Raw genomic sequence first — 20,954 nt, forward strand, 5'->3', positions numbered from 1 at the left:
CAACGTGTTTAGTTATAATAAACATCGTGGTAACAGTGCTTTCATTATAATGATAAAAAAGTCGAGGGATTCTTTCTATGTGTAATCATCTGAAGATTAATCTGTTTTATCCTTCTTTTTTGTGTGATTATCTAATAGGAGGAGTGCGAAGTATAAAACGTTTAAGTCTTTGAATTGTTTTGGATCAAGTCCTGTATGTTCTTCAATCTTTTTTAGCCTGTAATGTAATGTGTTAATGTGTATATGTAATTGTTTAGCCGTCTGTTTATAAGATTGGTTATAATCGATAAATAAGCGTAAAGTGTGCATAAGCTCAGGAAATGATAGTAAGTTCTCGATGGTACGCTCTAGAAATTGTTCGCGCGTTTCGGCAGAAATATCTTGTAAACACATTTCTAAACGTAAATCTTCATTAAATACAATTTTTTTCGTTTCCAATGATACAGAAAGAGCACGTAATGCTTGTTCGTAACATATGTTCATATTGTTTGGGGTAACTGTTTGTCCAATCCCAATATATAAAGGAATAGAAAATAAAGTTTCGCAGTCTTGTTTTAACCGTTTTAAAAATTGATAAGTTTGTTCTTTGGAGCTCATCGCTGTAAATAAAATAAAACGATCATTTCCCCAGCGAACAAATAGATGCTCTTTTGTTAAAATATTACGTACATGTTGCCATATTTTACGCTGGAGCATCGTGTCATTTTTGCCAATAGAAAACAAAATAAGTTGTTTTTTCTTATATAAATCAATGCCAAGTGTTTTGGCGCGATCGAGAAAACTCGGGGACCACTCTGTATTTTGAAGCCAATCAAAGACGAAAGCTTCATAAGAACGGTGCTCAAGTTCTAGTTGCTCTAAAAAGTAGTTTTCATGAATTAATAATTCGGTCATCTTACGCAATATTTCGCCGTAGCGTGAAATATTTTCAGGTTCTCCTGTAATTCCAATGACACCAATTACTTCATCATGAAATAATAAAGGAAGATTCATCCCAGCCTTTACACCTTGCAATCGCCTTTCATCTTCTTTTGTAATGATGACGGTTTTCTTTTGTTTGGCGCAGCGGAGTGCACCTTCATGAAATTGACCAATTCTTTCTGTATCTGTACTTGCGATAATAACGCCTTCTATATTAATGATAATAATATTTTCTGTAATTAGTCTGCGTACTTCTCGTACAATTTTATTCGCTAAATCAGGAAATAGCATAATTGACACACCTCAAATTCTATTTGTTGTACATTATATATGTAAATTGAGTAAGAAAGGAAAATTTCACACTTTCCACACATTTATTTGTTATTTTACAATTATAACGAAATCATCCGAAGATGGAGGGAATCTTTTGAGAAAGTATGTTTTTCTTCTCTGTTTTTTATTTCTATTAGTAGGGTGTCAAGGAAGTTCATATACACCAATTGCTAAAGATAAAAATGTTATTATAACAACGAATATAAAAGAAGGCAGTATTAGTTTTATTGATAAAAAAGATAAAAAGTTAATCACGACATGGGAACTAAATGAGCCAATGGCCGGAATCACACTGCTTCCAAATGGTGAGGAAATACTTGTATACGGTAAGCAATTAGAATATATGTATGTATATTCACTAGCGGAAGGAAGGCAAGTGGGAAAATATAAAACTGGAAAGGGCATTGTAAATGTGGTCGTATCAGAAGATAAAAAACAATTATTTGCTGCCGATCAAAATATTCAAAAGGTAAGGTTCTTTACGATAAATGGGAAAGAGACAGGAAATGTTTCAACAGGTAAAGGACCTATAACGATGGTAGAGTATCATAATCGGTTATCTGTATTAAACTTTTATGATACGAAACTAACGACAATTGATACGAAGAAAAAAGAGGTTGTTCAATCCTTTATGATTCCACCAGCATCAACAGGAGCAACGATTAGTCCTGATGGGAAAGAAATATGGATTGGCGGACATGGTGATGGAAATCAAGTAAATGAGAAAGTGTTAGTATATTCTTTGCAGGATGGAGAAATGGTACGTTCTTTACATGCTCCATTTATGCCTGTGAATATAACGAAGGATAGTAAGTACGTATATGCATTAAGTCATGGGTCGAATACACTTAGAAAGTTTGATATTAGCACATATAAAGAAATAGCTTCTGTAGAAGTAGGATCGAATCCATTTGCATTTTTGGAGAGCGGAGCAGAAGGATATGTAGCAAGTTATGATAGTGATGAAGTGTGCGTTATGGATATGAAGAATTTGAAAATAAAACAAACAATTAAAGTCGGAAAAGGACCGTTTCAACTCATAGAGAGGGAAGGGAAGGACAATGAATAAATATAGAGTGCTAGTTGTAGATGATGAAAGTGATATGAGGCAGCTTGTTGGAATGTATTTGGATAACTTCGGATATGAGTGGGGAGAAGCTGAAAATGGAAAAGAGGCTCTTAAAAAAATAGAAACAGATCATTATGATTTCGTTGTATTAGATATTATGATGCCAGAAATGGATGGACTTTCAGTTTGTAAAGAAATTAGAAAAACGTCAGATGTACCGATTATATTTTTAACCGCAAAAGGTGAAGAGTGGAATAGGGTGAACGGTTTACGTATGGGAGCAGATGATTATATTGTAAAACCGTTTAGTCCTGGTGAATTGGTTGCCCGTATGGAAGCTGTGTTAAGAAGATATACAAAACAAGAACAGCAAGAAGAGATTCAATTTGGACCAATTCTTATCAATGAAAAAAGTAGAAGAATCGAGGCGGATGGTGAGTCGATTTCTCTTACTGTAAAAGAGTTTGATTTACTATATTTTCTTTGCCAGCATACAGGACAAGTATTTAGCCGGGAGCAATTACTTGAAAAGGTATGGGGATATGATTATGCCGGAAGTACAAGAACAGTAGATACGCACGTGAAAACGATGCGCTTGAAGCTTGGAGAAAGTGGAAACTACATTCAAACTGTTTGGGGTGTAGGCTATAAATTCGAGGTGTAACGTATGTTTACGATGGTACAAAAACTTTGGCTTACAGTAGTATGTGCAGTATGTGTAACAGTGTCCTTTCTTTATTTCGTATCTTTATACTCGTATGAAAAACTATACGTTGATAATTTAAAAGGTTCATTAGTAATGGAAGGAAAAAATCTTGCTGCTCAATATGATAAGCACGAAGGAATATCAACTTTTGAAGAGAAAGTAAGATCGTTTGATCAAATATCTAGTTCAGACGTTATTTTCGTGTCTAATCCGCGTGATTTAAGTGCATGTTTGCCTTTTGATGTGCATCATCATTCCCTTATAAGTGAAGGAGATAGGCAAACGCTATTAGATGGGAAAACTGTGACAAAAATAGGATATGAAGAACATTTTGACCGTAATATTATGGGGGTTGTCATCCCTGTATTGGAAAATAAAAAATTAGTCGGAATTGTCTATTCGTATATTCCTTTAAAAAGTATAAAAGATTTAATCTATGATATGGGTCTTATTTTAGCACCGTTAGCAATTGCTATGATTTTAATTACTATATGGGTTGGAAGAAAAATTATAATTGCAATTACGAAGCCACTTTCGCAAATGGAACGGGTTGCAAATCATTTGGCTACGGGAGATTTCTCGGAGCGGATTACAGTTTCTTCAGAGGATGAGATTGGACGACTAGGAAAAGCATTTAATAAAATGGCCAATTCATTAGAAACAGAAGATGTAAAGCGTAAGGAATTTTTAGCAAATGTTTCGCATGAACTTAGAACACCACTTAGTTATATAAAAGGGTATAGCGAGGCTATTTTAGATGGCGTTGCCAAGGGACCGCAGCAGGAAAAAGTAACGCAGCTAATTCATAAAGAAGCAGGTCGTATGCAGCGTCTCGTTCATGACTTGTTAGACTTAGCACAATTAGAAGGTGAGCACTTTCCGTTAAAGAAGCAACCTATCGTTTTTTCACAGCTGATTGAAGACGTATTAGATACGTATGAGATTAAGTTTATAGAAAAGGAAATTCATATTTCAACCAATTTAAATCCAGAGGTCATTGTCATGATTGATGAGGATCGTATGCAACAAGTGCTTCATAATGTGTTAGATAATGCGATACGGTATACAAATCAAAACGGAAATATCGTTATAACTTTAGAGCAAATCGATGATTACTGTGAATTGAAAATAAAAGATACAGGAATTGGAATTGATATAGAGCATTTGGAAAATCTTGGAGAGCGCTTTTACCGAGTTGATAAAGCGAGAAGTCGTCAACATGGTGGAACAGGCTTAGGCCTTGCTATTGTGAGACAAATTGTTCATATACATGGTGGACAGTGGCAAATTGAAAGTGAAAAAGATAAAGGAACAACGGTTATTATTAAACTGAATGTACAGGATGAGGTGGGCATGTTCTAATTTTTAGGACATGTTCTTTATATTGAAGGGAATATTTATCCCGCTATTTGTCGGGCAGTAAGATCCCCACCTCAAAATTTAGTGGAAGCAAAGAAGTTAGGTGGGGGATGAACAAAACCCCTACTGATTAAAGTTTCACTTTATACGTAAAAATATAAATTAATATGTAATAAATATCGAAAATTTGACTATTTTATGAACAAAACATTTGTACTTCTTATCAATTCGGTCTAAAATAGTTATGATGCAAAGTTCTTATAAATCGTTTCAATTGTTGTTTGGAAGATACTGAGGTGATTTAACTGGAGTACAAATCTATTAAACCGAAAAAAATTTACGAAGAAGTATCTGAAGCTATTTTAACAATGATTAAAAATGGTACGTTAAAACCTGGTGACAAACTACTCCCTGTGCATCAATTAGCTGAGCAGTTTCAAGTTGGTAGATCTGCTGTTCGTGAAGCGCTAAGTGCGCTAAGAGCGATGGGCTTAATTGAGATGAAACAAGGAGAAGGTACATATGTGAAGAACTTCGATTCTTCTTCATTAACGAAATCATTAAACAATAGATTATTAATGAAGAAAGAAGATATTTTGAATTTATTAGAAGTGCGAAAGGTACTTGAAGTGGGGGCAGTTCGAGTAGCGGCGGCAAAACGTACGGAAGATAATTTACAAAATATGAAACATTGGTTAGATGAAATGGCAAAGAGCATTGGAGATGAAAAGGCTGGCGAAAAAGCCGATTTTCAATTCCATATGGGAATTGCAGAGTCTTCGCATAATAACATTTTGCTTGAACTCATGAATCATGTTTCAGAGATGATTGCTGAAACGATTGGTGAATCAAGACGCATTATTTTATATGGTGAACAAACGACATCAGAACGACTTATAGAAGAGCATCAAGTTATATATGATGCGGTGTTAAAACAAGATGTAGAATTAGCGCAGCAAGCAATGCTAGATCATTTAACAAATGTAGAACATATTGTCACAGGTAAAAACGATATAAATTCGTAATTTAATCTTTTAAAAATTTAATTTTCTGATAAAATAGAGAAAGATTAAGTAAGCGTTTTCTTTAGAAGAGGGAGAGGATAGGCCATGGTTGAGCCTATTTCTTCTCTACTCAGTCATCTGATGACCATATGTTTGTTGGCGAAGTTGTAAAAAGGGGGAGTAATAGTTATGAAAGTTACTTTATTTGTTACTTGTTTAGTCGATATGTTCGAAACAAATGTCGGCAAAGCAACAGTTGAAGTGTTGGAGCGTTTAGGTTGTGAAATTGAATTTCCAGAAGCACAAGTTTGTTGTGGCCAGCCTGCTTATAATAGTGGCCATGTAGAAGCAGCAAAAGAAGCGATGAAACATATGATTGAAACTTTCGAAGATGCAGAATATATCGTTACGCCATCTGGTTCGTGTGCGACAATGTTTCATGAGTATCCGCATGTTTTCAAAGATGATCCAAAGTGGGCTAAACGTGCACAAAAAGTTGCTGATAAAACCTATGAATTTACACAGTTTATTGTAGATGTTTTAAAAGTTACAGATGTTGGTGCAAGTTTACCAGGGATAGCTACTATTCATAAATCATGTCATATGACACGTATGCTCGGAATAAAAGAAGCACCAGGAATTTTATTATCAAATGTAAAAGGATTAACTGTGAGAGATTTACCAAACGTGCAAAATTGTTGCGGGTTTGGGGGAACGTTTTCAGTTAAGATGACTCCAATTTCTGAGCAAATGGTAGACGAAAAAGTAGATAGTGTAATGGAAACAGGTGCAGATTATTTAATCGGTGCAGATTGTGGGTGTTTGTTAAACATTGGCGGACGTATTGAGCGTTTAGGAAAAGAAGTAAAAGTAATGCATATTGCTGAGGTACTGAATAGTCGCTCATGAAGGGGGAACATAAGCTATGTCTATGAAAATCAGTGAGAAAAAATTTAATGATCGCGTTGGTGATGGAATTCAAGATTCGTTTATGCGCGGAGCAGTTTCTTCTGCACAAACGCGTTTATATACGAATCGCTTAAAAGCCGCAGATGAATTAGGAAACTGGGAAGAGTGGCGAGAACTAGGTGAACAAATTCGTCAACATACGTTAGAAAATCTTGATTATTATTTAATGCAGTTAAGTGAAAATGTATCAAAAAGAGGCGGACACGTGTACTTTGCGAAGACGAAAGAGGAAGCAGCAAAGTATATTCAAGACGTTGCCAAAAAGAAACAAGCGAAAAAAGTAGTAAAATCAAAGTCGATGGTAACAGAAGAAATCAGTATGAACCATGCGCTTGAAGAGATTGGCTGTGAAGTATTAGAGAGTGACTTAGGAGAGTATATCTTGCAAGTAGATAACGATCCACCTTCACATATTATTGCACCTGCACTTCATAAAAATAGAACGCAAATTCGCGATGTATTTAAAGAAAAGCTAGGCTATGAAAATTCTGATGACCCGTATGAAATGACAAAGTTTGTTCGTAAACAACTTCGTGAGAAATTTATGGATGCAGAAATTGGTGTAACTGGTTGTAACTTTGCTGTTGCAAATACTGGCTCTCTTTGTTTAGTAACGAATGAAGGTAATGCAGATCTTGTTATGTCAATTCCGAAAACACAAATTGCGGTAATGGGTATGGAACGTATGGTTCCGACAATGGAAGAATTAGATGTTTTAGTTGGTTTACTATGTCGTAGTGCAGTAGGTCAAAAATTAACAAGTTATGTAACAGTAGCAGGACCAATTCAAGAAGAGGAAGTTGATGGACCTGAAGAATTCCATTTAGTTGTTGTTGATAATGGTCGCTCTCAAATTCTGGGATCTGAATTCCGTTCAGTATTACAATGTATTCGTTGCGCTGCTTGTGTTAATGTATGTCCTGTATATCGTCACGTTGGTGGACATTCATATGGATCGATTTACTCAGGACCAATCGGTGCGGTATTAACACCGCTTCTAGGTGGATATGATGATTACAAAGAGCTTCCTTATGCATCTAGTTTATGCGGGGCATGTACAGAAGCTTGTCCAGTAAAAATTCCATTGCATGATTTATTATTAAAGCATCGTCAAGTTATCGTTGAGCAAGAAGGTCGTGCACCACTTGCAGAAAAACTAGCGATGAAAATGTTTAGTATGGGTGCTTCTTCAGCTGCTTTATATAAAATGGGGTCAAAAATGGCACCAGCGGCAATGAGTCCATTTACATCTGGTAATCGTGTATCAAAAGGTGTTGGACCACTTAAAAACTGGACGGATATTCGGGAATTCCCAGCTCCAAGTAAAGAGCGATTCCGTGATTGGTATAAAGATCATAAGAAAGGCGGGGATAAATAATGACAGGATTAATTCAAAACCGTGATGCCTTTCTAGATAACATTGCAAAAGAACTTGGGCGCGCGCGTAAAACAGAAGGTGTAGAGCGACCAGTATGGAAAAGTAATGTGAATATAGAAACGTTAAAAGATTGTTCACAAGAAGAATTACTAGAAGTGTTTAAAAAGCAATGTACAAACATTCATACAACTGTAGTAGAAACGACAAATGACCGATTAGGTGAAGACCTTCAAAAAGTAATCATGGAAAACGGGGGTGGACCTATTTTATTATCAGCAGATGAGCGTTTTGATGCATATGGTTTAACATCTTTATTTAAAGAAGAACTTCCAAAGCGAGACGTTGAAGTAAACGTATGGGAACCAGAGAGAAAAGACGAAAATATGCGTTTAGCTGAAAAAGCGAATATTGGTATTGCATTTAGTGATTATACATTAGCTGAATCTGGTACAATTGTTGTACAAAGTCATAAAGGGCAAGGACGTTCTTTACACTTTTTACCGACTGTATATTTTGCTATTATTCCACGTGAAACACTTGTGCCTCGTATTACACAAGCAGTTCAGGATATGAACTCACGCGTAGAAAATGGGGAGACAGCGGCATCTTGTATTAACTTTATTACAGGGCCAAGTAACTCGGCTGACATTGAGATGAATCTTGTTGTCGGAGTACATGGACCATTAAAAGCAGTATATTTCATCGTATAAAAGAGGGGAAAGCAGGCCAGAAAATGGCCTGCTTTTTAGTAGAATAAAGGATAATATGAAGTAGAAGTTCTCTCCTTTTTTTGCTATGTTTTTTGGAAAAGGAGAGGAAGGGATGTTCACTTATTTATATGCACTGTTAGCAGGGATGGTGTTTGGTTCTTTTTTTATGCTAGTTGCGATGAGGGTTCCATTAGGTGCGTCTATTATTACCCCGCGTTCACATTGTTATTATTGCAAATATGTGCTAAGGCCAAAAGAACTAATCCCCATCATTTCATTTTATATACAAAGAGGCTGTTGTACGAATTGTAAGAGGAAAATTCCAATTATGTATGTAGCATTTGAATGTATAACAGGAAGTATATTTCTTCTTACCGTGTATATGATTGGAATAGAACGAGAGCTTATTATCATTTTATCCCTTTTTTCGCTACTTCTTATTATTTCAGTTACAGATTACTTATATATGTTAATTCCGGATTGTATTTTAATTTCGTTTGCCGTTTTACTCATTCTTGAAAGTATTTTTGTACAATTAGTTACTTGGACAGATAGTATAGTTGGTAGTGGTGTTATATTCATTTTGTTATATTGCATGCAAAAGATATATCCAGAAGGGCTTGGCGGAGGTGATATAAAACTACTTTCGTTACTTGGGTTTATAGTAGGAGTGAAAGGCGTTTTTATCATTTTATTTTTAGCATCTTGTTTCAGTCTTTGTTTCTTCGGGATGGGTATCGTATTAAAACGTATAGAAGTACGAAAACCAATTCCATTTGGTCCTTTTATTAGTCTTGGGGCAATATGTTATGTATTGGCCGTATATTCAAATTAGAGAGGGAATAGAAAATGAACGTATATATGGATGATCAAAGAAGTTGCCCGTTCGGGTATGTGCCCGCAACTACAGTAGAATGTGCTTTGCAAATGGTTCGGTATTATGATGTGAATATTCTTTCCCTTGATTTTAATATGGGGTGGGGAGCAAAAAATGGACTGGATTTTGTAGAAGCTTTTTGTACAGAGGGGTTATATGTAAATGAAATTCACCTTCATACGAATGATGTCATCGGTATGCACAAGATGAAACAGAGAATGGATAAGGGAAAGGAAGAAGGAGAAATTAATCCTCACCTTGTTGTTAAATACGTGGGAAGCTAAAAACTCCAAAGTAAAACTTTGGAGTTTTTAATGTTTCATATGTGCTTGTAAAGGAATAATCTCTTCTTGTTGAGCTGCTGCGATTTCAGTTTCTTCCTGTTGAACTTCAGGTGTTTTTTTTGTTAAGTAGTGGTATACCATACCGACAAATACTGATCCGCCAATAATGTTACCGATTGTAACAGGAATTAAGTTATGAATAGCACCTGAAAAAGAAATTGTCTCAGGATGTGGTGAAACTAAAGATAAAGCAAAGAGTGACAAGTTTGCAATACTATGTTCGTAACCAGATAAGAAGAATGTGAAAACAAGTAGCATCATGACCATTATTTTTGCCGTGTCGCCTTTAACCTGAGATGGTAAGAAGCAAGCAAGACATACGAGCCAGTTACATAAAATGGCTTTAAAGAATAACTGCATTGTAGGTGTGTTCATCTTTCCTTCAACGACTTTATTCATTAAGTGACCGTGATCAATTGCTTCAAAAATTCCAGTTGCGTAAAATAGTAAGGCAAAGAATAACGCGCCGGCTAAGTTACCTGCATAACAAGCAACCCAGTTACGAAGTGTATCAGCAATTGTTGTTTCTTTTCTTAAAGTTGCTACAGTAAAGTACATTGTGTTTCCAGTAAACAATTCAGCACCGCCATATATAATAAGTACGAGAGCAATCCCGAAAAACATAGAAGCAGCTAAATAAGTTGCTGGTGAATCTGCACTGTGAAAAAAGTTACCTAATTTAAAACATAGTACAATAATAAAACCGATATAAATACCTGCAAGTGCAGCACGAATGAAATATTGCATTGGGCTTGTATCTAGCATTTTCTTTTTGCTTTTAGCCAGTTTGACAACATAATCTAGTCCTTGTTCTAGCATGAGTAATACGCTCCTTTAGTAAATCTTCTATAAATACTCCTTATATGAATAAAGTACATGGAATTGTTCTCACTTTCAATAAGTTTGTGCAATGTTTCACAAAAAGGACATACATACATTAAGAAAACGTTTACAAAAGGTAGTATAATGGAATTTTTTCTGGACATTGAGAGGAAGAAAGGAAAAAGAAAAAGCGCTGTAATTACAGCGCTTTTTCGTCTAAATTCTTTTCTACTTTTACTTCTACTTCTTTTGAGAAGAACCAACCACCAACTGCGATTCCGACTAATACAATCCAGAATGTAAGCTTCCACGGAGTGGATTCTGGGAATGAATGTGGAATTACATTTAATGCAGGGTGTGCTAATGTATAAACTGCTAGCTTCACACCAACCCAACCTACAATTAAGAATGCTGCAGTTTCAAGTCCTGGTTTACGTTTTAAGATTTGTACGAATGCAGTTGCTGCAAATCGCATAATGATTAATCCGATAAGTCCACCTACAAAGATAACAACGAATTGCCCAGTATCTAAACTACCAATTGTACCTAATCCTGTTTTTGGTAAAGTCATTGCTAGTGCAACCGCAGCTAAAATTGAATCAACTGCGAAGGCGATATCAGCAACTTCAACTTTAAATACAGTCCACCAGAAGTTCTCTTGTTTTTTCTTTGCTTCTTTTTCTTCTGTTTCTTCATCTGTATTCTTTTTAACATATGTTTTAAATAAGTGATTACCAGCGATAAACATAAGGTAGATGGCACCGATTGCTTGCACTTGCCATACATCGACTAAGAACGAAATCATAAATAACGATCCAAATCGGAAAACAAATGCCCCCGCTAATCCGTAAAATAGTGCTTTCTTTCGTTTTTCTTCTGGTAAATGTTTTACCATAATTGCTAGAACAAGAGCGTTATCAGCCGCTAAAATCCCTTCAAGTGCAATTAGGATGAGTAATACCCAACCATACTCCAATAATAATGATACATCCATGTACATTCTCCTCTCATCTCTATAAGTTCTAAATAAGTGAAGAATTTCCCCACTATTTAGTTTCCCCATACTCCTGCCTATTAACTTTGGAAGAATTTGGAAATGAATACAAAAAAGACCTCTGCCGTTAATAGGCAAAGGTCTTGCTAGACATATGTAATAAAAATGTCAACAAAGCCGGAAGAACTAAGTTCTACGTAATGACGACTTTGTTTCCAAGAAATATTCTTGGACGCTACTCCCCTTTGGAGATATGTTATTGTATTCTCATTATATGGATAATTGATACGGTTGTCAACCTGTTAAAATATCTTCATTAGGATATTTTATTTTCCGGTTCTTTTTACGAGCAAATGAAAAAGCCAATGTTAAAGGACCCATTTTCCCAAAAAACATCATAAAGATAATAATAGCTTTTCCGATTATAGTTAAGTGGGGTGTTAAGTTCATACTGAGGCCAACAGTCCCGAATGCTGAAAATACTTCGAAAGCACTCATCAATAGAGGAACTCGCTCAGTAATACTCAAAATTAAAATAGCAAAAAAGATAAATGAAATAGAAATAATAGTAATGGTTAATGATTTGACAATGAGAGTATCTTTAATGGATTTTTTAAATACGACAATATCCTCTTGTTCTTGTAAAAATTTAAATACGCCAAAAAATATGATTAAAAATGTTGTTAACTTAATCCCACCACCCGTTGAAGCACTACCAGCACCAATAAACATAAGGAGCATCATTAATAGGAGGGAAGGTTTTGACAATGTAGAAATATCAACAGTATTAAACCCGGCAGTTCGTGTTGAAATTGCTTGAAAATAAGAGGCCATTCCTTCTTCAAATGGGGTAAAACCTCTCATAGAAAGGGAGTTATGGAACTCGAATATAAAAATAAAAAGGGTAGCAATAATGTTGACGATTAGAGTAGAAGTGAGCATAAGTTTTGAATGTAGTGTAAGGTTTTTAAAGTTTTTCTTTCTTTTTATGTCTACAATTACTGTAAAACCAATTCCACCTAAAATGATGAGAGAGGAAATGACGAAATTGACAAGAATGCTATGAGAATGGGACATTAAATTATCGCTCCACACAGAAAAACCAGCATTGTTAAAGGCTGAGATTGAATGGAAAAAACTATAATAGATCCCTTTGGCAACCCCATATTTGGGTACCCATTCAAAAGAAAGAATTAAAGTAGCGATACATTCGACTGTAAAAGAGAATAAAAATAATGCTTTGGCAAGACGGATAACGCCGCCGATATTCGTTTGATTTAATGCTTGTTGTAATAAAATACGGTTTTGAAGACCGATTTTTCTTCCGAGCATAATAGCAATTAAGACCGCAAAGCTCATAATGCCAAGCCCGCCAACTTGTATAAGCGTTAAAATGACACATTGTCCAAATAAAGTAAACACTTTTCCAGTATCCACAACACCAAGCCCAGTAACAGTACAAGCGGAAACGGTTGTAAATAAGGCATCGAGCCATGAAATGGACGTTGTCGTAGCAATTGGCAGTTTTAATAAGCATGTGCCGACAACTGATAATACAATAAAAGATAAAGTAAGAACGCGGGGAGGGCTCATGCTAATATTAATCCGTTTCATGTCACATATTGCTCCTTTCGTTTTGCTTTGATTAGTATGTGAAAAAGCACTATTATGTATGTTGAAAATAGAAAGAGGCAGATAATATCTGCCTCTAAGCCATATGTTATATTATTATCCACGTAATTGTTGTTGAGCTAAAGCAACAAGACGTTTTGTTACTTCACCGCCAACTGAACCGTTAGAACGAGATGCTGTATTAGAACCTAAGCTTACACCAAATTCTTGTGCAATTTCATATTTAAATTGTTCAAGCGCTTGTTCTGCACCTGGAACTAATAATTTGTTTGTTTTTACCATGTTGATACACATCCTTATGAGTAGTCCAGTTCAGCTAAGTTCTTATCTAAACTGGTAAAGTTATTTTATGTGGAAATGACATACTCATACGCGGAAGTAATCGGTGCGATTAGAAGTTCTTGGATAGAAAAAAAGAGTAGCAAATTTGCTACTCTTTTTTCAGTATTGTCGCTGTACCTTCCACGACAATATCATTCGATTGATTATATATGTTTGTTTGCAACGTGATGATTTTTTTATCGTCACGCTTCTTAATAACCTCTGCCACAACGCGAAGTGTATCACCGATTTTGACAGGGGCACGGAATGAAACATTTTGGGATAAATAAATCGTATTTTTGCCTGGGAGTTTCGTTCCAAGGATAGTAGAAATAAAACTCGAAACGAGCATACCGTGAGCAATACGTTCTTTAAACATTGTCGTTTTTGCAAAAGAATCTAAAATGTGAATAGGATTCACATCTCCAGTCAATTTTGCAAAATTGATAACATCTTCATCTGTAATTGTTTTTGTAAGGGATGCTTGATCACCGACTTGAATCTCATCATAACGAAGCTCTGGAACAGTTTGTGCTTCTTGAAATGGATTCATTTTGTCCTCCTTCTTTTCCATATCGAAAAATGTTAGCCATCTTGATGTAGTAGGAGGAAGAAAGAGTTTTGTTTGTGCTGCAGTTAGCTCCCACATTTTTCTTACTTGATGGAAGTAAATAGATTTTTTGAGTTTTCCTCGAACTTTTTTGCGAGTTCCAACTGTTTTGACTTGAACTCTTCCAAAAAACCCTCTAACTGTTTTTGAGCCTCTTCACGTTGTAATTGTTGTTGCTCAATAAATTGTTTTGTTGTTTCTTCAAATTGACCGCTTGTTTGTGTAAGAATTGACAAAGATGTTTTTGTAGGAGAAACAGTAAGCTGCTGCATATGAGCAGAAAGTTCTTTCCACTTGTCTTGCCACTCGTTAATTTGATCATTTAAGGAGTTACCAGTTAATTGTTTTACGTAATCTGTATATTGGTTATTGAACTGAGCAGTGATTTGTTGTAGTTCTTTTTCTAGTTCATCTACTCCTGATGTTAATTTATGCAAAGCGTCTTGTTGTTGTTTTAATGTTTCTAAAGTAAGTTGCTCTAATTGTTTCCCAGCTGAAGAAAAAAGGGAAAGTGATTGAGACCAGTTTTTCCAAAATGCATCGACTAATTCGTATGGTTTAGTTTCCATTGTTTGACCCCCAAATGTTTTTTTGCATATTGTGAACGCAGATTACTCTGCTGTACCACCAGGTGAAGATGAAGAATCCTTTTCATCCTTTTCTGGAGAAGTAGAAAATGGAAAGAATGCATTGGTGTATAACGTGAAAAACGTCCGCAACATATTTTGATAATGTTCAAAAGAAGTCGCACATGTTGTTAAATATTGCTCTCCATATTCAGTTAAAGAATAAATTCTTTTTGCCGGCCCTCCATCGCTTGTATCCCAAGTAGAAGAAATAAGGTTTTCTTTTTCTAATTTGCGTAGTGTTCTATAAACATTACCTTGGTCAACAGAAGAAAAGCCGATATCCATTAGCATTTGAATAAGTTTGTAACCATGAAGACTCCAGTCTTTTAGACAGAGAAGTAAGAAGGGAACTAAGAAGTTTTTTGGCATGGAGTTTGGTTGTTTCGCTTGGTTGTTCTCCAAACTTTCGCGTTGTTCTGGTTCATTTTGTAGCATGATTGTGCATCACCTCATGAATCAGTTAGATGGAATTTTTTGCTTATAAGTGCAATTTACACCTATCTGTTTTTAAAGTCAACACATTTGTTAGAAAATAGAAAAAAATAAAATATAGACTTGAAGTTTTATTCAGAATATTAGAAAATAGTGAATAGGTTGAATTGTTTCAAAAAAGAAAAAGGGAGTGTAGGTAAAGTGATTGATCAAAAATTCGATCCACTACAAGCATGGAAAAATGCTTATGAACAAACCGAAACATTTTGGGGAAAAGCGCTCAATGAAACAATTAAAACAGAAGAATATTCTGCTTGGATGGGCAGCGTTCTAGATTTGAATTTGTTTTATCAAAAAGCATTAAATGATACGACAAAAAACTATTTAGAACAAGTAAATGTGCCGACGAAAGAGGATATCGCAAGAGTGGCTACGCTTGTTATTAACTTAGAAAATAAAGTAGATAACATTGAGGAGTTTCTAGAGGAGAAAGTAGATTCTTTAGGACAAGCTCCTACATTAAAGCGTGATGTGACAAAAGTGAAACAAGATATTCGTACGCTTGAAACAAAAGTAGATCAAATTTTAGAATTGCTAGAAAAGCAAAATGCAGTACTAGCTAAACTACAAGTACCTGTAAAAGAAGAGATAAAGCCTGCGAATAAGCCGGAAAATAAAAAATGATAAAAGCGCTTGTTTATAACAGGCAAAAGAGAGAGGGAGAATCTCTTTTCACATGTAAACGGCGAAACATAATTATATAGGGACTCTACAGTATGAGTACCAAAATGATTCATAACAATCGTTCACAAATTCATTTAAGGGGGAAAAGAAATGGTTCAATTAAATGGCAAAGTAGCAATCGTAACAGGTGGAGCAAAAGGAATTGGAAAAGCAATTACAGTAGCATTAGCACAAGAGGGCGCTAAAGTTGTTATTAACTATAATAGTAGTAAAGAAGCAGCTGAAAACTTAGTAAATGAACTAGGAAAAGACGGACATGACGTTTATGCAGTGCAAGCGGATGTTTCTAAAGTAGAAGATGCAAACCGACTTGTAGAAGAAGCTGTGAATCATTTTGGTAAAGTTGATATTCTTGTTAATAATGCTGGTATTACAAGAGATCGTACATTCAAAAAGTTAAATCGTGAAGATTGGGAGCGCGTAATTGACGTGAATTTAAGTAGCGTATTTAATACGACAAGCGCGGTTCTTCCATACATAACGGAAGCGGAAGAAGGAAGAATTATTAGCATTTCTTCTATTATTGGCCAAGCAGGTGGATTTGGCCAAACAAACTACTCAGCAGCAAAAGCGGGTATGTTAGGATTTACAAAATCATTAGCGTTAGAACTTGCAAAAACAAATGTCACTGTAAATGCAATTTGCCCAGGATTTATTGATACTGAAATGGTAGCAGAAGTGCCAGAAGAAGTACGTCAAAAAATCGTTGCAAAAATCCCGAAAAAACGTTTTGGTCAAGCTGATGAAATTGCAAAAGGTGTAGTATACCTATGCCGTGACGGTGCGTATATCACAGGTCAGCAATTAAACATTAACGGCGGATTATATATGTAATGAAGTAAGAAAAAAGTGCATATCCATAGCAGGAATGCACTTCTTTTTTTAAGAAGGAAATCGACCAAAAAGGAGATAAAAAAATGACTACATTCGCAACAGAATGGGAAAAGCAATTAGAGCTATACCCAGAAGAGTACCGAAAAGCATACCGCCGAGTGAAAAGGGCGAGTGAAATTTTATTACGTGAACCAGAGCCGCAAGTAGGATTAACGCCGAAAGAGGTTATTTGGACGAAGAATAAGACGAAGCTTTATCGCTACATTCCAAAACAAGAAAAAACACAAAGAGTTCCAATTCTGTTAATATATGCTCTTATTAATAAACCATATATTATGGATTTAACTCCTGGAAATAGTTTAGTGGAATATCTAGTGGATCGTGGTTTTGATGTGTATATGCTTGATTGGGGCACATTTGGTTTAGAAGATAGTCATTTGAAATTTGATGATTTCGTGTTTGATTATATTGCAAAAGCAGTAAAAAAAGTAATGCGAACTGCAAAATCGGACGAGATTTCTTTACTTGGTTATTGCATGGGTGGAACGCTAACTTCTATTTATGCAGCACTTCATCCGCACATGCCAATTCGTAATTTAATTTTCATGACAAGTCCTTTTGATTTCTCTGAAACAGGATTGTATGGTCCTTTGTTAGATGAGAAATACTTCAATTTAGATAAAGCGGTTGATACATTTGGAAATATTCCGCCAGAAATGATTGATTTCGGAAACAAAATGTTAAAACCAATTACGAACTTTGTCGGTCCATATGTTGCTTTAGTAGATCGTTCAGAGAATGAGCGCTTCGTCGAAAGCTGGAGATTGGTTCAAAAGTGGGTTGGTGATGGTATTCCGTTCCCGGGTGAATCATACAGACAGTGGATTCGTGATTTTTATCAAAATAATAAACTGGTTAAGGGTGAACTCGTTATTCGCGGACAAAAGGTAGACCTTGCAAATATTAAGGCGAATGTCTTAAATATTTCTGGGAAACGTGATCATATCGCTTTGCCATGTCAAGTAGAAGCATTACTAGACCATATTTCTAGCACAGATAAACAATATGTATGTTTACCGACAGGGCATATGTCTATCGTTTACGGTGGAACAGCTGTAAAACAAACATATCCGACGATTGGAAATTGGCTTGAAGAGCGTTCTAATTAAAAATAAAAAATCCAACTAGCCTATGTTAGTTGGATTTTTTTATGGAAAATAACAAAACATAGAAAGGAGAAACTTATATTTTAGGAGTATAATTATGAAACTTATGAATGGTAAGTTGTTTTGGAATACAGGAGTTTCTGTACCTTGTTATCCACTGTTAGAAAATGATATGATATGTGATGTGCTCGTAGTCGGAAGCGGCGAAGCTGGTGCTCATATAGCGCATTCGTTAGCGAAAATTGGCATGAGTGTTACGCTTATTGAAAAAAGAGCAATTGCGTGTGGTAGCACAGCTGCTAATACAGGTTTACTACAATTCCTTCATGATAAATCGTTAATCTCCCTTATCCATACATTTGGTAAAGAAAAAGGGGTACGAGCATATAAGCTTTGTTATGAAGCGCTAAGAACAATGGAAGAGGTTATACCGACTCTTGATATTGATCCCCATTTTATTCCGCGAAATAGTTTATATTATGCAAGTAAAAGTGAGGATGTCTCATTTTTACAAGAGGAATATAATACGTTACAGAATTATGGATTTCCAGTTGAATATTTTATAGAAGCTGATATTAAGAAACGTTATTCTTTTGCAAAACAAGCAGCGTTATATACGCAAGGTGATGCTGAGGTGAATCCGTATTTATTAGCGCATAGTTTTTTGCATAAAGCAAACCAAATGGGAGCTAATATATATGAACATACAGAGGCAATACATATAAAAAAACGCCAAAATGATTTAATTTGTTACACGAAAACAGGAAATCAAATTGTAGCAAAGAATATTATTTTGGCGACAGGTTATGAAGCGCTTTTTGGAAAGAAAGAAAAAAATATAACAGTAGAAACTTCTTATGCAATTGTAACAAATGAAATAGATCAGTTTGAAGGCTGGCATGAGCGATCGTTAATTTGGGAAACGGAACGGCCTTACTTATATTTTCGAACGTATCGAAACCGCATTATTGTAGGCGGATTAGATGAAGCGATGCAAATTCAAACAATTGGTGATACGAAATTATTGCATAAGCGTGATATCCTTATTAATATTGTAAAAGAGATGTTCCCGCAGTATAAAAATATACAGGCAGACTACTATTGGGCAGCCGCATTTGGTGGTACTCATGATGGTCTCCCCATTTTAAAAGAAGACGAAAAGATACATAATTTGTTTTACGCATTGCCGTATGGAGGTAATGGAACTGTATATGGAATGGTCTTTGCCAAATTATTTGAACAGTTATTTACAAATAAAGAAAGGGAAGATTTTTCTTTATTTAATCGATAGAAAAAAGGTAGCGAAGTGATGGAATGAGAGATATAAAAAAGTTTTTACAAAAATTACGTCCAGTACAACTCATTGTTTTATTTTATTTATTAGCAGTAGTTGTATCGGTAATCTTGCTTAGTTTACCGTTTGTTACGAAACCTGGTGTGAAATGGACATTTATAGATGCCCTTTTTACATCGGTTAGTGCGGTAAGTGTTACGGGGCTGTCTGTTATTACGATTTCAGATACGTTTACTACAGCAGGAATTATTGTTTTAGCCCTTATTTTACAATTAGGCGGCTTAGGAATTATGGCGCTTGGTACATTTGTTTGGATTATTACGGGGAAAAAGATTGGTTTGCAAAGAAGAAGATTAATTATGGCAGACCATAATCAAGGAAATTTATCGGGTCTTGTAGAATTGATGCGTTCTATTTTAATTGTAATTATTTCGATAGAACTTATTGGAGCAATCCTATTAGGTACAAGATTTTTACTTTACTTTCCGACTTGGCAAGAAGCTTATTTTCACGGTTTCTTTGCAGCAGTTAGTGCGACTACGAACGGTGGATTTGATTTAACAGGACAATCGTTAATTCCGTATAAAAAAGATTATATTGTTCAAATGATTCATATGTTACTAATTATTTTAGGAGCGATTGGTTTCCCTGTGCTAATGGAAGTGAAACAATTCCTTAGTAAAAGAGAACAACAATTATTTCGTTTTTCATTATTTACAAAATTGACGACAACAACATTTTTTGCACTCGTTGTTGTTGGTACAATTATGATTTTTTTACTGGAGAGAAATCACTTTTTAGTAGGAAAGTCATGGCATGAAACGGTATTTTATACATTATTCCAATCTGTGACGACGCGAAGTGGTGGACTTGCTACGATGGATATACGTGAATTGTCACAACCGACGCTTTTATTTATGAGTATATTAATGTTTATAGGGGCATCTCCAAGTTCGGTTGGGGGCGGAATACGTACAACGACATTTGCTGTTAGTATATTGTCACTATACACCTTTGCAAGGGGCGGTAGAACAGTTAGAGTCTTCAAACGTCAGCTACATGAAGAGGATGTACTAAAAGCATCTGTCGTTATGACGATGGGGATTTTGTTATGTGCTACTGCGCTATTCATTTTATCTATTACGGAAAATGTACCGCTTATGAGCTTAATTGTTGAAGTTTGTTCTGCTTTCGGAACGACGGGACTATCAACAGGTGTTACGCCTGATTTAACAACTGTTGGGAAACTTGTACTCATTGTGCTTATGTTTATCGGACGTGTTGGTATTTTAACATTTATTTTAGCTAGTGGTGGAAGGGAACAACCACCTCGCTATAAATACCCGAAAGAGCGGATTATTATTGGATAGTATGAAACCATTCTACCTACGTTAGGTAGAATGGTTTTTTAATCGTTAATGCCAAATTGTGGATGCATAAAAGCTTCATTTTTATTATCCACTTCGTTTTTTAGTAACTCTTGATTTTCTTCTGAAATCCACCCAATATCATTTGTCGGATGGATCCACTCATCGCCAGCCATAATGGCAGGATCTACTTCATCACTCCAATTGTTAAGCGGACTGTTCTCGGAATTGTATTTACTGTCTCCAATTACAACATTATATTGATTCACAAAAGGTTGTTGCATTGTTTTTCCTGTTCCTTTAAAAGATGGAAAATTCATTTGATGCGGGAGCGTTTCGTCTAAAATTGGTGATTGAATCTTTTCTTTTTTCTTCAAAATTATCGCTCCTTTTTATAATGATTTCTTCATATGTAGTATTTCCATCTAACGCCTCTTAT

23 protein-coding genes are annotated in these 20,954 nt (G+C 35.4%); 14 read left to right on the forward strand and 9 right to left on the reverse strand.

Going from position 1 to position 20,954, the window contains the following annotated elements:
• Positions 1-96: 96 nt before the first annotated feature.
• Positions 97-1,212, reverse strand: coding sequence for a CdaR family transcriptional regulator (locus ACTJJY_RS00550; protein ID WP_050842921.1), 1,116 nt, complete (start codon positions 1,210-1,212; stop codon positions 97-99).
• A gap of 136 nt (positions 1,213-1,348) precedes the next feature.
• Here ACTJJY_RS00550 and ACTJJY_RS00555 point away from each other — a divergent pair, with 136 nt between their 5' ends.
• The 9 genes from ACTJJY_RS00555 (at position 1,349) to ACTJJY_RS00595 (ending at position 9,610) form a co-directional block, all read left to right on the forward strand.
• On the forward strand, positions 1,349-2,323 hold the full coding sequence (locus ACTJJY_RS00555) for a YncE family protein (protein WP_440604772.1): 975 nt from the start codon (positions 1,349-1,351) through the stop codon (positions 2,321-2,323).
• The gene (locus tag ACTJJY_RS00560; RefSeq protein WP_016082390.1) at positions 2,316-2,987 is read left to right on the forward strand and encodes a response regulator transcription factor; all 672 of its coding nucleotides are present in this window, start codon (positions 2,316-2,318) and stop codon (positions 2,985-2,987) included. Before ACTJJY_RS00555 ends, ACTJJY_RS00560 begins: the two co-directional genes overlap by 8 nt.
• Before the next feature lie 3 nt (positions 2,988-2,990).
• A complete protein-coding gene (locus ACTJJY_RS00565) occupies positions 2,991-4,391 on the forward strand; it encodes a sensor histidine kinase (RefSeq protein WP_440604773.1) in 1,401 nt (466 codons plus the stop codon).
• Positions 4,392-4,723: 332 nt separating this feature from the next.
• On the forward strand, positions 4,724-5,413 hold the full coding sequence (locus ACTJJY_RS00570; RefSeq protein WP_254904515.1) for a FadR/GntR family transcriptional regulator: 690 nt from the start codon (positions 4,724-4,726) through the stop codon (positions 5,411-5,413).
• 168 nt (positions 5,414-5,581) lie between these two features.
• Positions 5,582-6,301: a (Fe-S)-binding protein gene (locus ACTJJY_RS00575; protein ID WP_000869147.1), complete on the forward strand. Its 720-nt coding sequence runs from the start codon at positions 5,582-5,584 to the stop codon at positions 6,299-6,301.
• A 16-nt stretch (positions 6,302-6,317) separates the two neighbouring features.
• Positions 6,318-7,739, forward strand: coding sequence for a LutB/LldF family L-lactate oxidation iron-sulfur protein (locus tag ACTJJY_RS00580; RefSeq protein ID WP_000061930.1), 1,422 nt, complete (start codon positions 6,318-6,320; stop codon positions 7,737-7,739).
• Positions 7,739-8,449, forward strand: a complete 711-nt coding sequence (locus tag ACTJJY_RS00585; RefSeq protein ID WP_440604774.1) for a LutC/YkgG family protein — start codon at positions 7,739-7,741, stop codon at positions 8,447-8,449. Before ACTJJY_RS00580 ends, ACTJJY_RS00585 begins: the two co-directional genes overlap by 1 nt.
• Before the next feature lie 112 nt (positions 8,450-8,561).
• Positions 8,562-9,284, forward strand: a complete 723-nt coding sequence (locus ACTJJY_RS00590) for a prepilin peptidase (protein WP_440604775.1) — start codon at positions 8,562-8,564, stop codon at positions 9,282-9,284.
• Positions 9,285-9,298: 14 nt separating this feature from the next.
• Positions 9,299-9,610, forward strand: a complete 312-nt coding sequence (locus ACTJJY_RS00595; protein WP_440604776.1) for a cyclic-phosphate processing receiver domain-containing protein — start codon at positions 9,299-9,301, stop codon at positions 9,608-9,610.
• A 27-nt stretch (positions 9,611-9,637) separates the two neighbouring features.
• Here the strand turns inward: ACTJJY_RS00595 and ACTJJY_RS00600 are convergent, their stop codons facing one another.
• The 7 genes from ACTJJY_RS00600 to phaQ all read right to left on the reverse strand — a co-directional run bounded on the left by ACTJJY_RS00600 (position 9,638) and on the right by phaQ (position 15,113).
• Complete coding sequence (locus ACTJJY_RS00600; protein WP_440604777.1) at positions 9,638-10,489, reverse strand: formate/nitrite transporter family protein; 852 nt, start codon at positions 10,487-10,489, stop codon at positions 9,638-9,640.
• 202 nt (positions 10,490-10,691) lie between these two features.
• Entirely contained in the window at positions 10,692-11,486 is a 795-nt protein-coding gene (locus tag ACTJJY_RS00605) for a TerC family protein (RefSeq protein WP_000383326.1), read from the reverse strand.
• 294 nt (positions 11,487-11,780) lie between these two features.
• Entirely contained in the window at positions 11,781-13,100 is a 1,320-nt protein-coding gene (locus ACTJJY_RS00610; protein ID WP_000822356.1) for a TrkH family potassium uptake protein, read from the reverse strand.
• A 114-nt stretch (positions 13,101-13,214) separates the two neighbouring features.
• Positions 13,215-13,400 carry an alpha/beta-type small acid-soluble spore protein gene (locus ACTJJY_RS00615; protein WP_000241212.1) on the reverse strand — a complete coding sequence of 62 codons (186 nt, stop codon included), beginning with the start codon at positions 13,398-13,400 and terminating at the stop codon, positions 13,215-13,217.
• Between the two features lie 148 nt (positions 13,401-13,548).
• Entirely contained in the window at positions 13,549-13,992 is a 444-nt protein-coding gene (locus tag ACTJJY_RS00620; protein ID WP_001067918.1) for a MaoC family dehydratase, read from the reverse strand.
• Between the two features lie 101 nt (positions 13,993-14,093).
• Positions 14,094-14,618 carry a polyhydroxyalkanoic acid inclusion protein PhaP gene (phaP, locus tag ACTJJY_RS00625; protein WP_000448592.1) on the reverse strand — a complete coding sequence of 175 codons (525 nt, stop codon included), beginning with the start codon at positions 14,616-14,618 and terminating at the stop codon, positions 14,094-14,096.
• Positions 14,619-14,660: 42 nt separating this feature from the next.
• Positions 14,661-15,113: a poly-beta-hydroxybutyrate-responsive repressor gene (gene phaQ / locus ACTJJY_RS00630; RefSeq protein ID WP_000939954.1), complete on the reverse strand. Its 453-nt coding sequence runs from the start codon at positions 15,111-15,113 to the stop codon at positions 14,661-14,663.
• A 198-nt stretch (positions 15,114-15,311) separates the two neighbouring features.
• Here phaQ and phaR point away from each other — a divergent pair, with 198 nt between their 5' ends.
• The 5 genes from phaR to ACTJJY_RS00655 all read left to right on the forward strand — a co-directional run bounded on the left by phaR (position 15,312) and on the right by ACTJJY_RS00655 (position 20,518).
• Positions 15,312-15,794 (forward strand): polyhydroxyalkanoic acid synthase subunit PhaR, encoded by a 483-nt coding sequence (gene phaR / locus ACTJJY_RS00635; RefSeq protein ID WP_000566941.1) that lies wholly within the window; start codon positions 15,312-15,314, stop codon positions 15,792-15,794.
• Between the two features lie 150 nt (positions 15,795-15,944).
• Positions 15,945-16,688 carry an acetoacetyl-CoA reductase gene (locus ACTJJY_RS00640; protein WP_000250407.1) on the forward strand — a complete coding sequence of 248 codons (744 nt, stop codon included), beginning with the start codon at positions 15,945-15,947 and terminating at the stop codon, positions 16,686-16,688.
• An 83-nt stretch (positions 16,689-16,771) separates the two neighbouring features.
• On the forward strand, positions 16,772-17,857 hold the full coding sequence (gene phaC / locus ACTJJY_RS00645) for a class III poly(R)-hydroxyalkanoic acid synthase subunit PhaC (protein WP_000206336.1): 1,086 nt from the start codon (positions 16,772-16,774) through the stop codon (positions 17,855-17,857).
• Positions 17,858-17,951: 94 nt separating this feature from the next.
• Positions 17,952-19,145 carry an NAD(P)/FAD-dependent oxidoreductase gene (locus ACTJJY_RS00650; RefSeq protein ID WP_440604778.1) on the forward strand — a complete coding sequence of 398 codons (1,194 nt, stop codon included), beginning with the start codon at positions 17,952-17,954 and terminating at the stop codon, positions 19,143-19,145.
• A 23-nt stretch (positions 19,146-19,168) separates the two neighbouring features.
• On the forward strand, positions 19,169-20,518 hold the full coding sequence (locus tag ACTJJY_RS00655) for a TrkH family potassium uptake protein (protein ID WP_440604779.1): 1,350 nt from the start codon (positions 19,169-19,171) through the stop codon (positions 20,516-20,518).
• Between the two features lie 38 nt (positions 20,519-20,556).
• Here the strand turns inward: ACTJJY_RS00655 and ACTJJY_RS00660 are convergent, their stop codons facing one another.
• Positions 20,557-20,892, reverse strand: coding sequence for a DUF3905 domain-containing protein (locus ACTJJY_RS00660; protein WP_000726028.1), 336 nt, complete (start codon positions 20,890-20,892; stop codon positions 20,557-20,559).
• Between the last annotated feature and the right edge of the window lie 62 nt (positions 20,893-20,954).

Origin of the sequence: Bacillus sp. 22475, from assembly GCF_052044835.1 — a bacterium.
GTDB lineage: Bacteria > Bacillota > Bacilli > Bacillales > Bacillaceae_G > Bacillus_A > Bacillus_A cereus.

Bases quoted from the DNA above. Each gene is read 5' to 3' on its own strand.
- ACTJJY_RS00550 (WP_050842921.1), bottom strand. From the start codon at position 1,212: ATGCTATTTCCTGATTTAGCGAATAAAATTGTACGAGAAGTACGCAGA.
- ACTJJY_RS00560 (WP_016082390.1), top strand. From the start codon at position 2,316: ATGAATAAATATAGAGTGCTAGTTGTAGATGATGAAAGTGATATGAGG.
- ACTJJY_RS00565 (WP_440604773.1), top strand. From the start codon at position 2,991: ATGTTTACGATGGTACAAAAACTTTGGCTTACAGTAGTATGTGCAGTA.
- ACTJJY_RS00575 (WP_000869147.1), top strand. From the start codon at position 5,582: ATGAAAGTTACTTTATTTGTTACTTGTTTAGTCGATATGTTCGAAACA.
- ACTJJY_RS00580 (WP_000061930.1), top strand. From the start codon at position 6,318: ATGTCTATGAAAATCAGTGAGAAAAAATTTAATGATCGCGTTGGTGAT.
- ACTJJY_RS00585 (WP_440604774.1), top strand. From the start codon at position 7,739: ATGACAGGATTAATTCAAAACCGTGATGCCTTTCTAGATAACATTGCA.
- ACTJJY_RS00590 (WP_440604775.1), top strand. From the start codon at position 8,562: ATGTTCACTTATTTATATGCACTGTTAGCAGGGATGGTGTTTGGTTCT.
- ACTJJY_RS00595 (WP_440604776.1), top strand. From the start codon at position 9,299: ATGAACGTATATATGGATGATCAAAGAAGTTGCCCGTTCGGGTATGTG.
- ACTJJY_RS00600 (WP_440604777.1), bottom strand. From the start codon at position 10,489: ATGCTAGAACAAGGACTAGATTATGTTGTCAAACTGGCTAAAAGCAAA.
- ACTJJY_RS00605 (WP_000383326.1), bottom strand. From the start codon at position 11,486: ATGGATGTATCATTATTATTGGAGTATGGTTGGGTATTACTCATCCTA.
- ACTJJY_RS00610 (WP_000822356.1), bottom strand. From the start codon at position 13,100: ATGAAACGGATTAATATTAGCATGAGCCCTCCCCGCGTTCTTACTTTA.
- ACTJJY_RS00615 (WP_000241212.1), bottom strand. From the start codon at position 13,400: ATGGTAAAAACAAACAAATTATTAGTTCCAGGTGCAGAACAAGCGCTT.
- ACTJJY_RS00620 (WP_001067918.1), bottom strand. From the start codon at position 13,992: ATGAATCCATTTCAAGAAGCACAAACTGTTCCAGAGCTTCGTTATGAT.
- phaP (WP_000448592.1), bottom strand. From the start codon at position 14,618: ATGGAAACTAAACCATACGAATTAGTCGATGCATTTTGGAAAAACTGG.
- phaQ (WP_000939954.1), bottom strand. From the start codon at position 15,113: ATGCTACAAAATGAACCAGAACAACGCGAAAGTTTGGAGAACAACCAA.
- ACTJJY_RS00640 (WP_000250407.1), top strand. From the start codon at position 15,945: ATGGTTCAATTAAATGGCAAAGTAGCAATCGTAACAGGTGGAGCAAAA.
- phaC (WP_000206336.1), top strand. From the start codon at position 16,772: ATGACTACATTCGCAACAGAATGGGAAAAGCAATTAGAGCTATACCCA.
- ACTJJY_RS00650 (WP_440604778.1), top strand. From the start codon at position 17,952: ATGAAACTTATGAATGGTAAGTTGTTTTGGAATACAGGAGTTTCTGTA.
- ACTJJY_RS00655 (WP_440604779.1), top strand. From the start codon at position 19,169: ATGAGAGATATAAAAAAGTTTTTACAAAAATTACGTCCAGTACAACTC.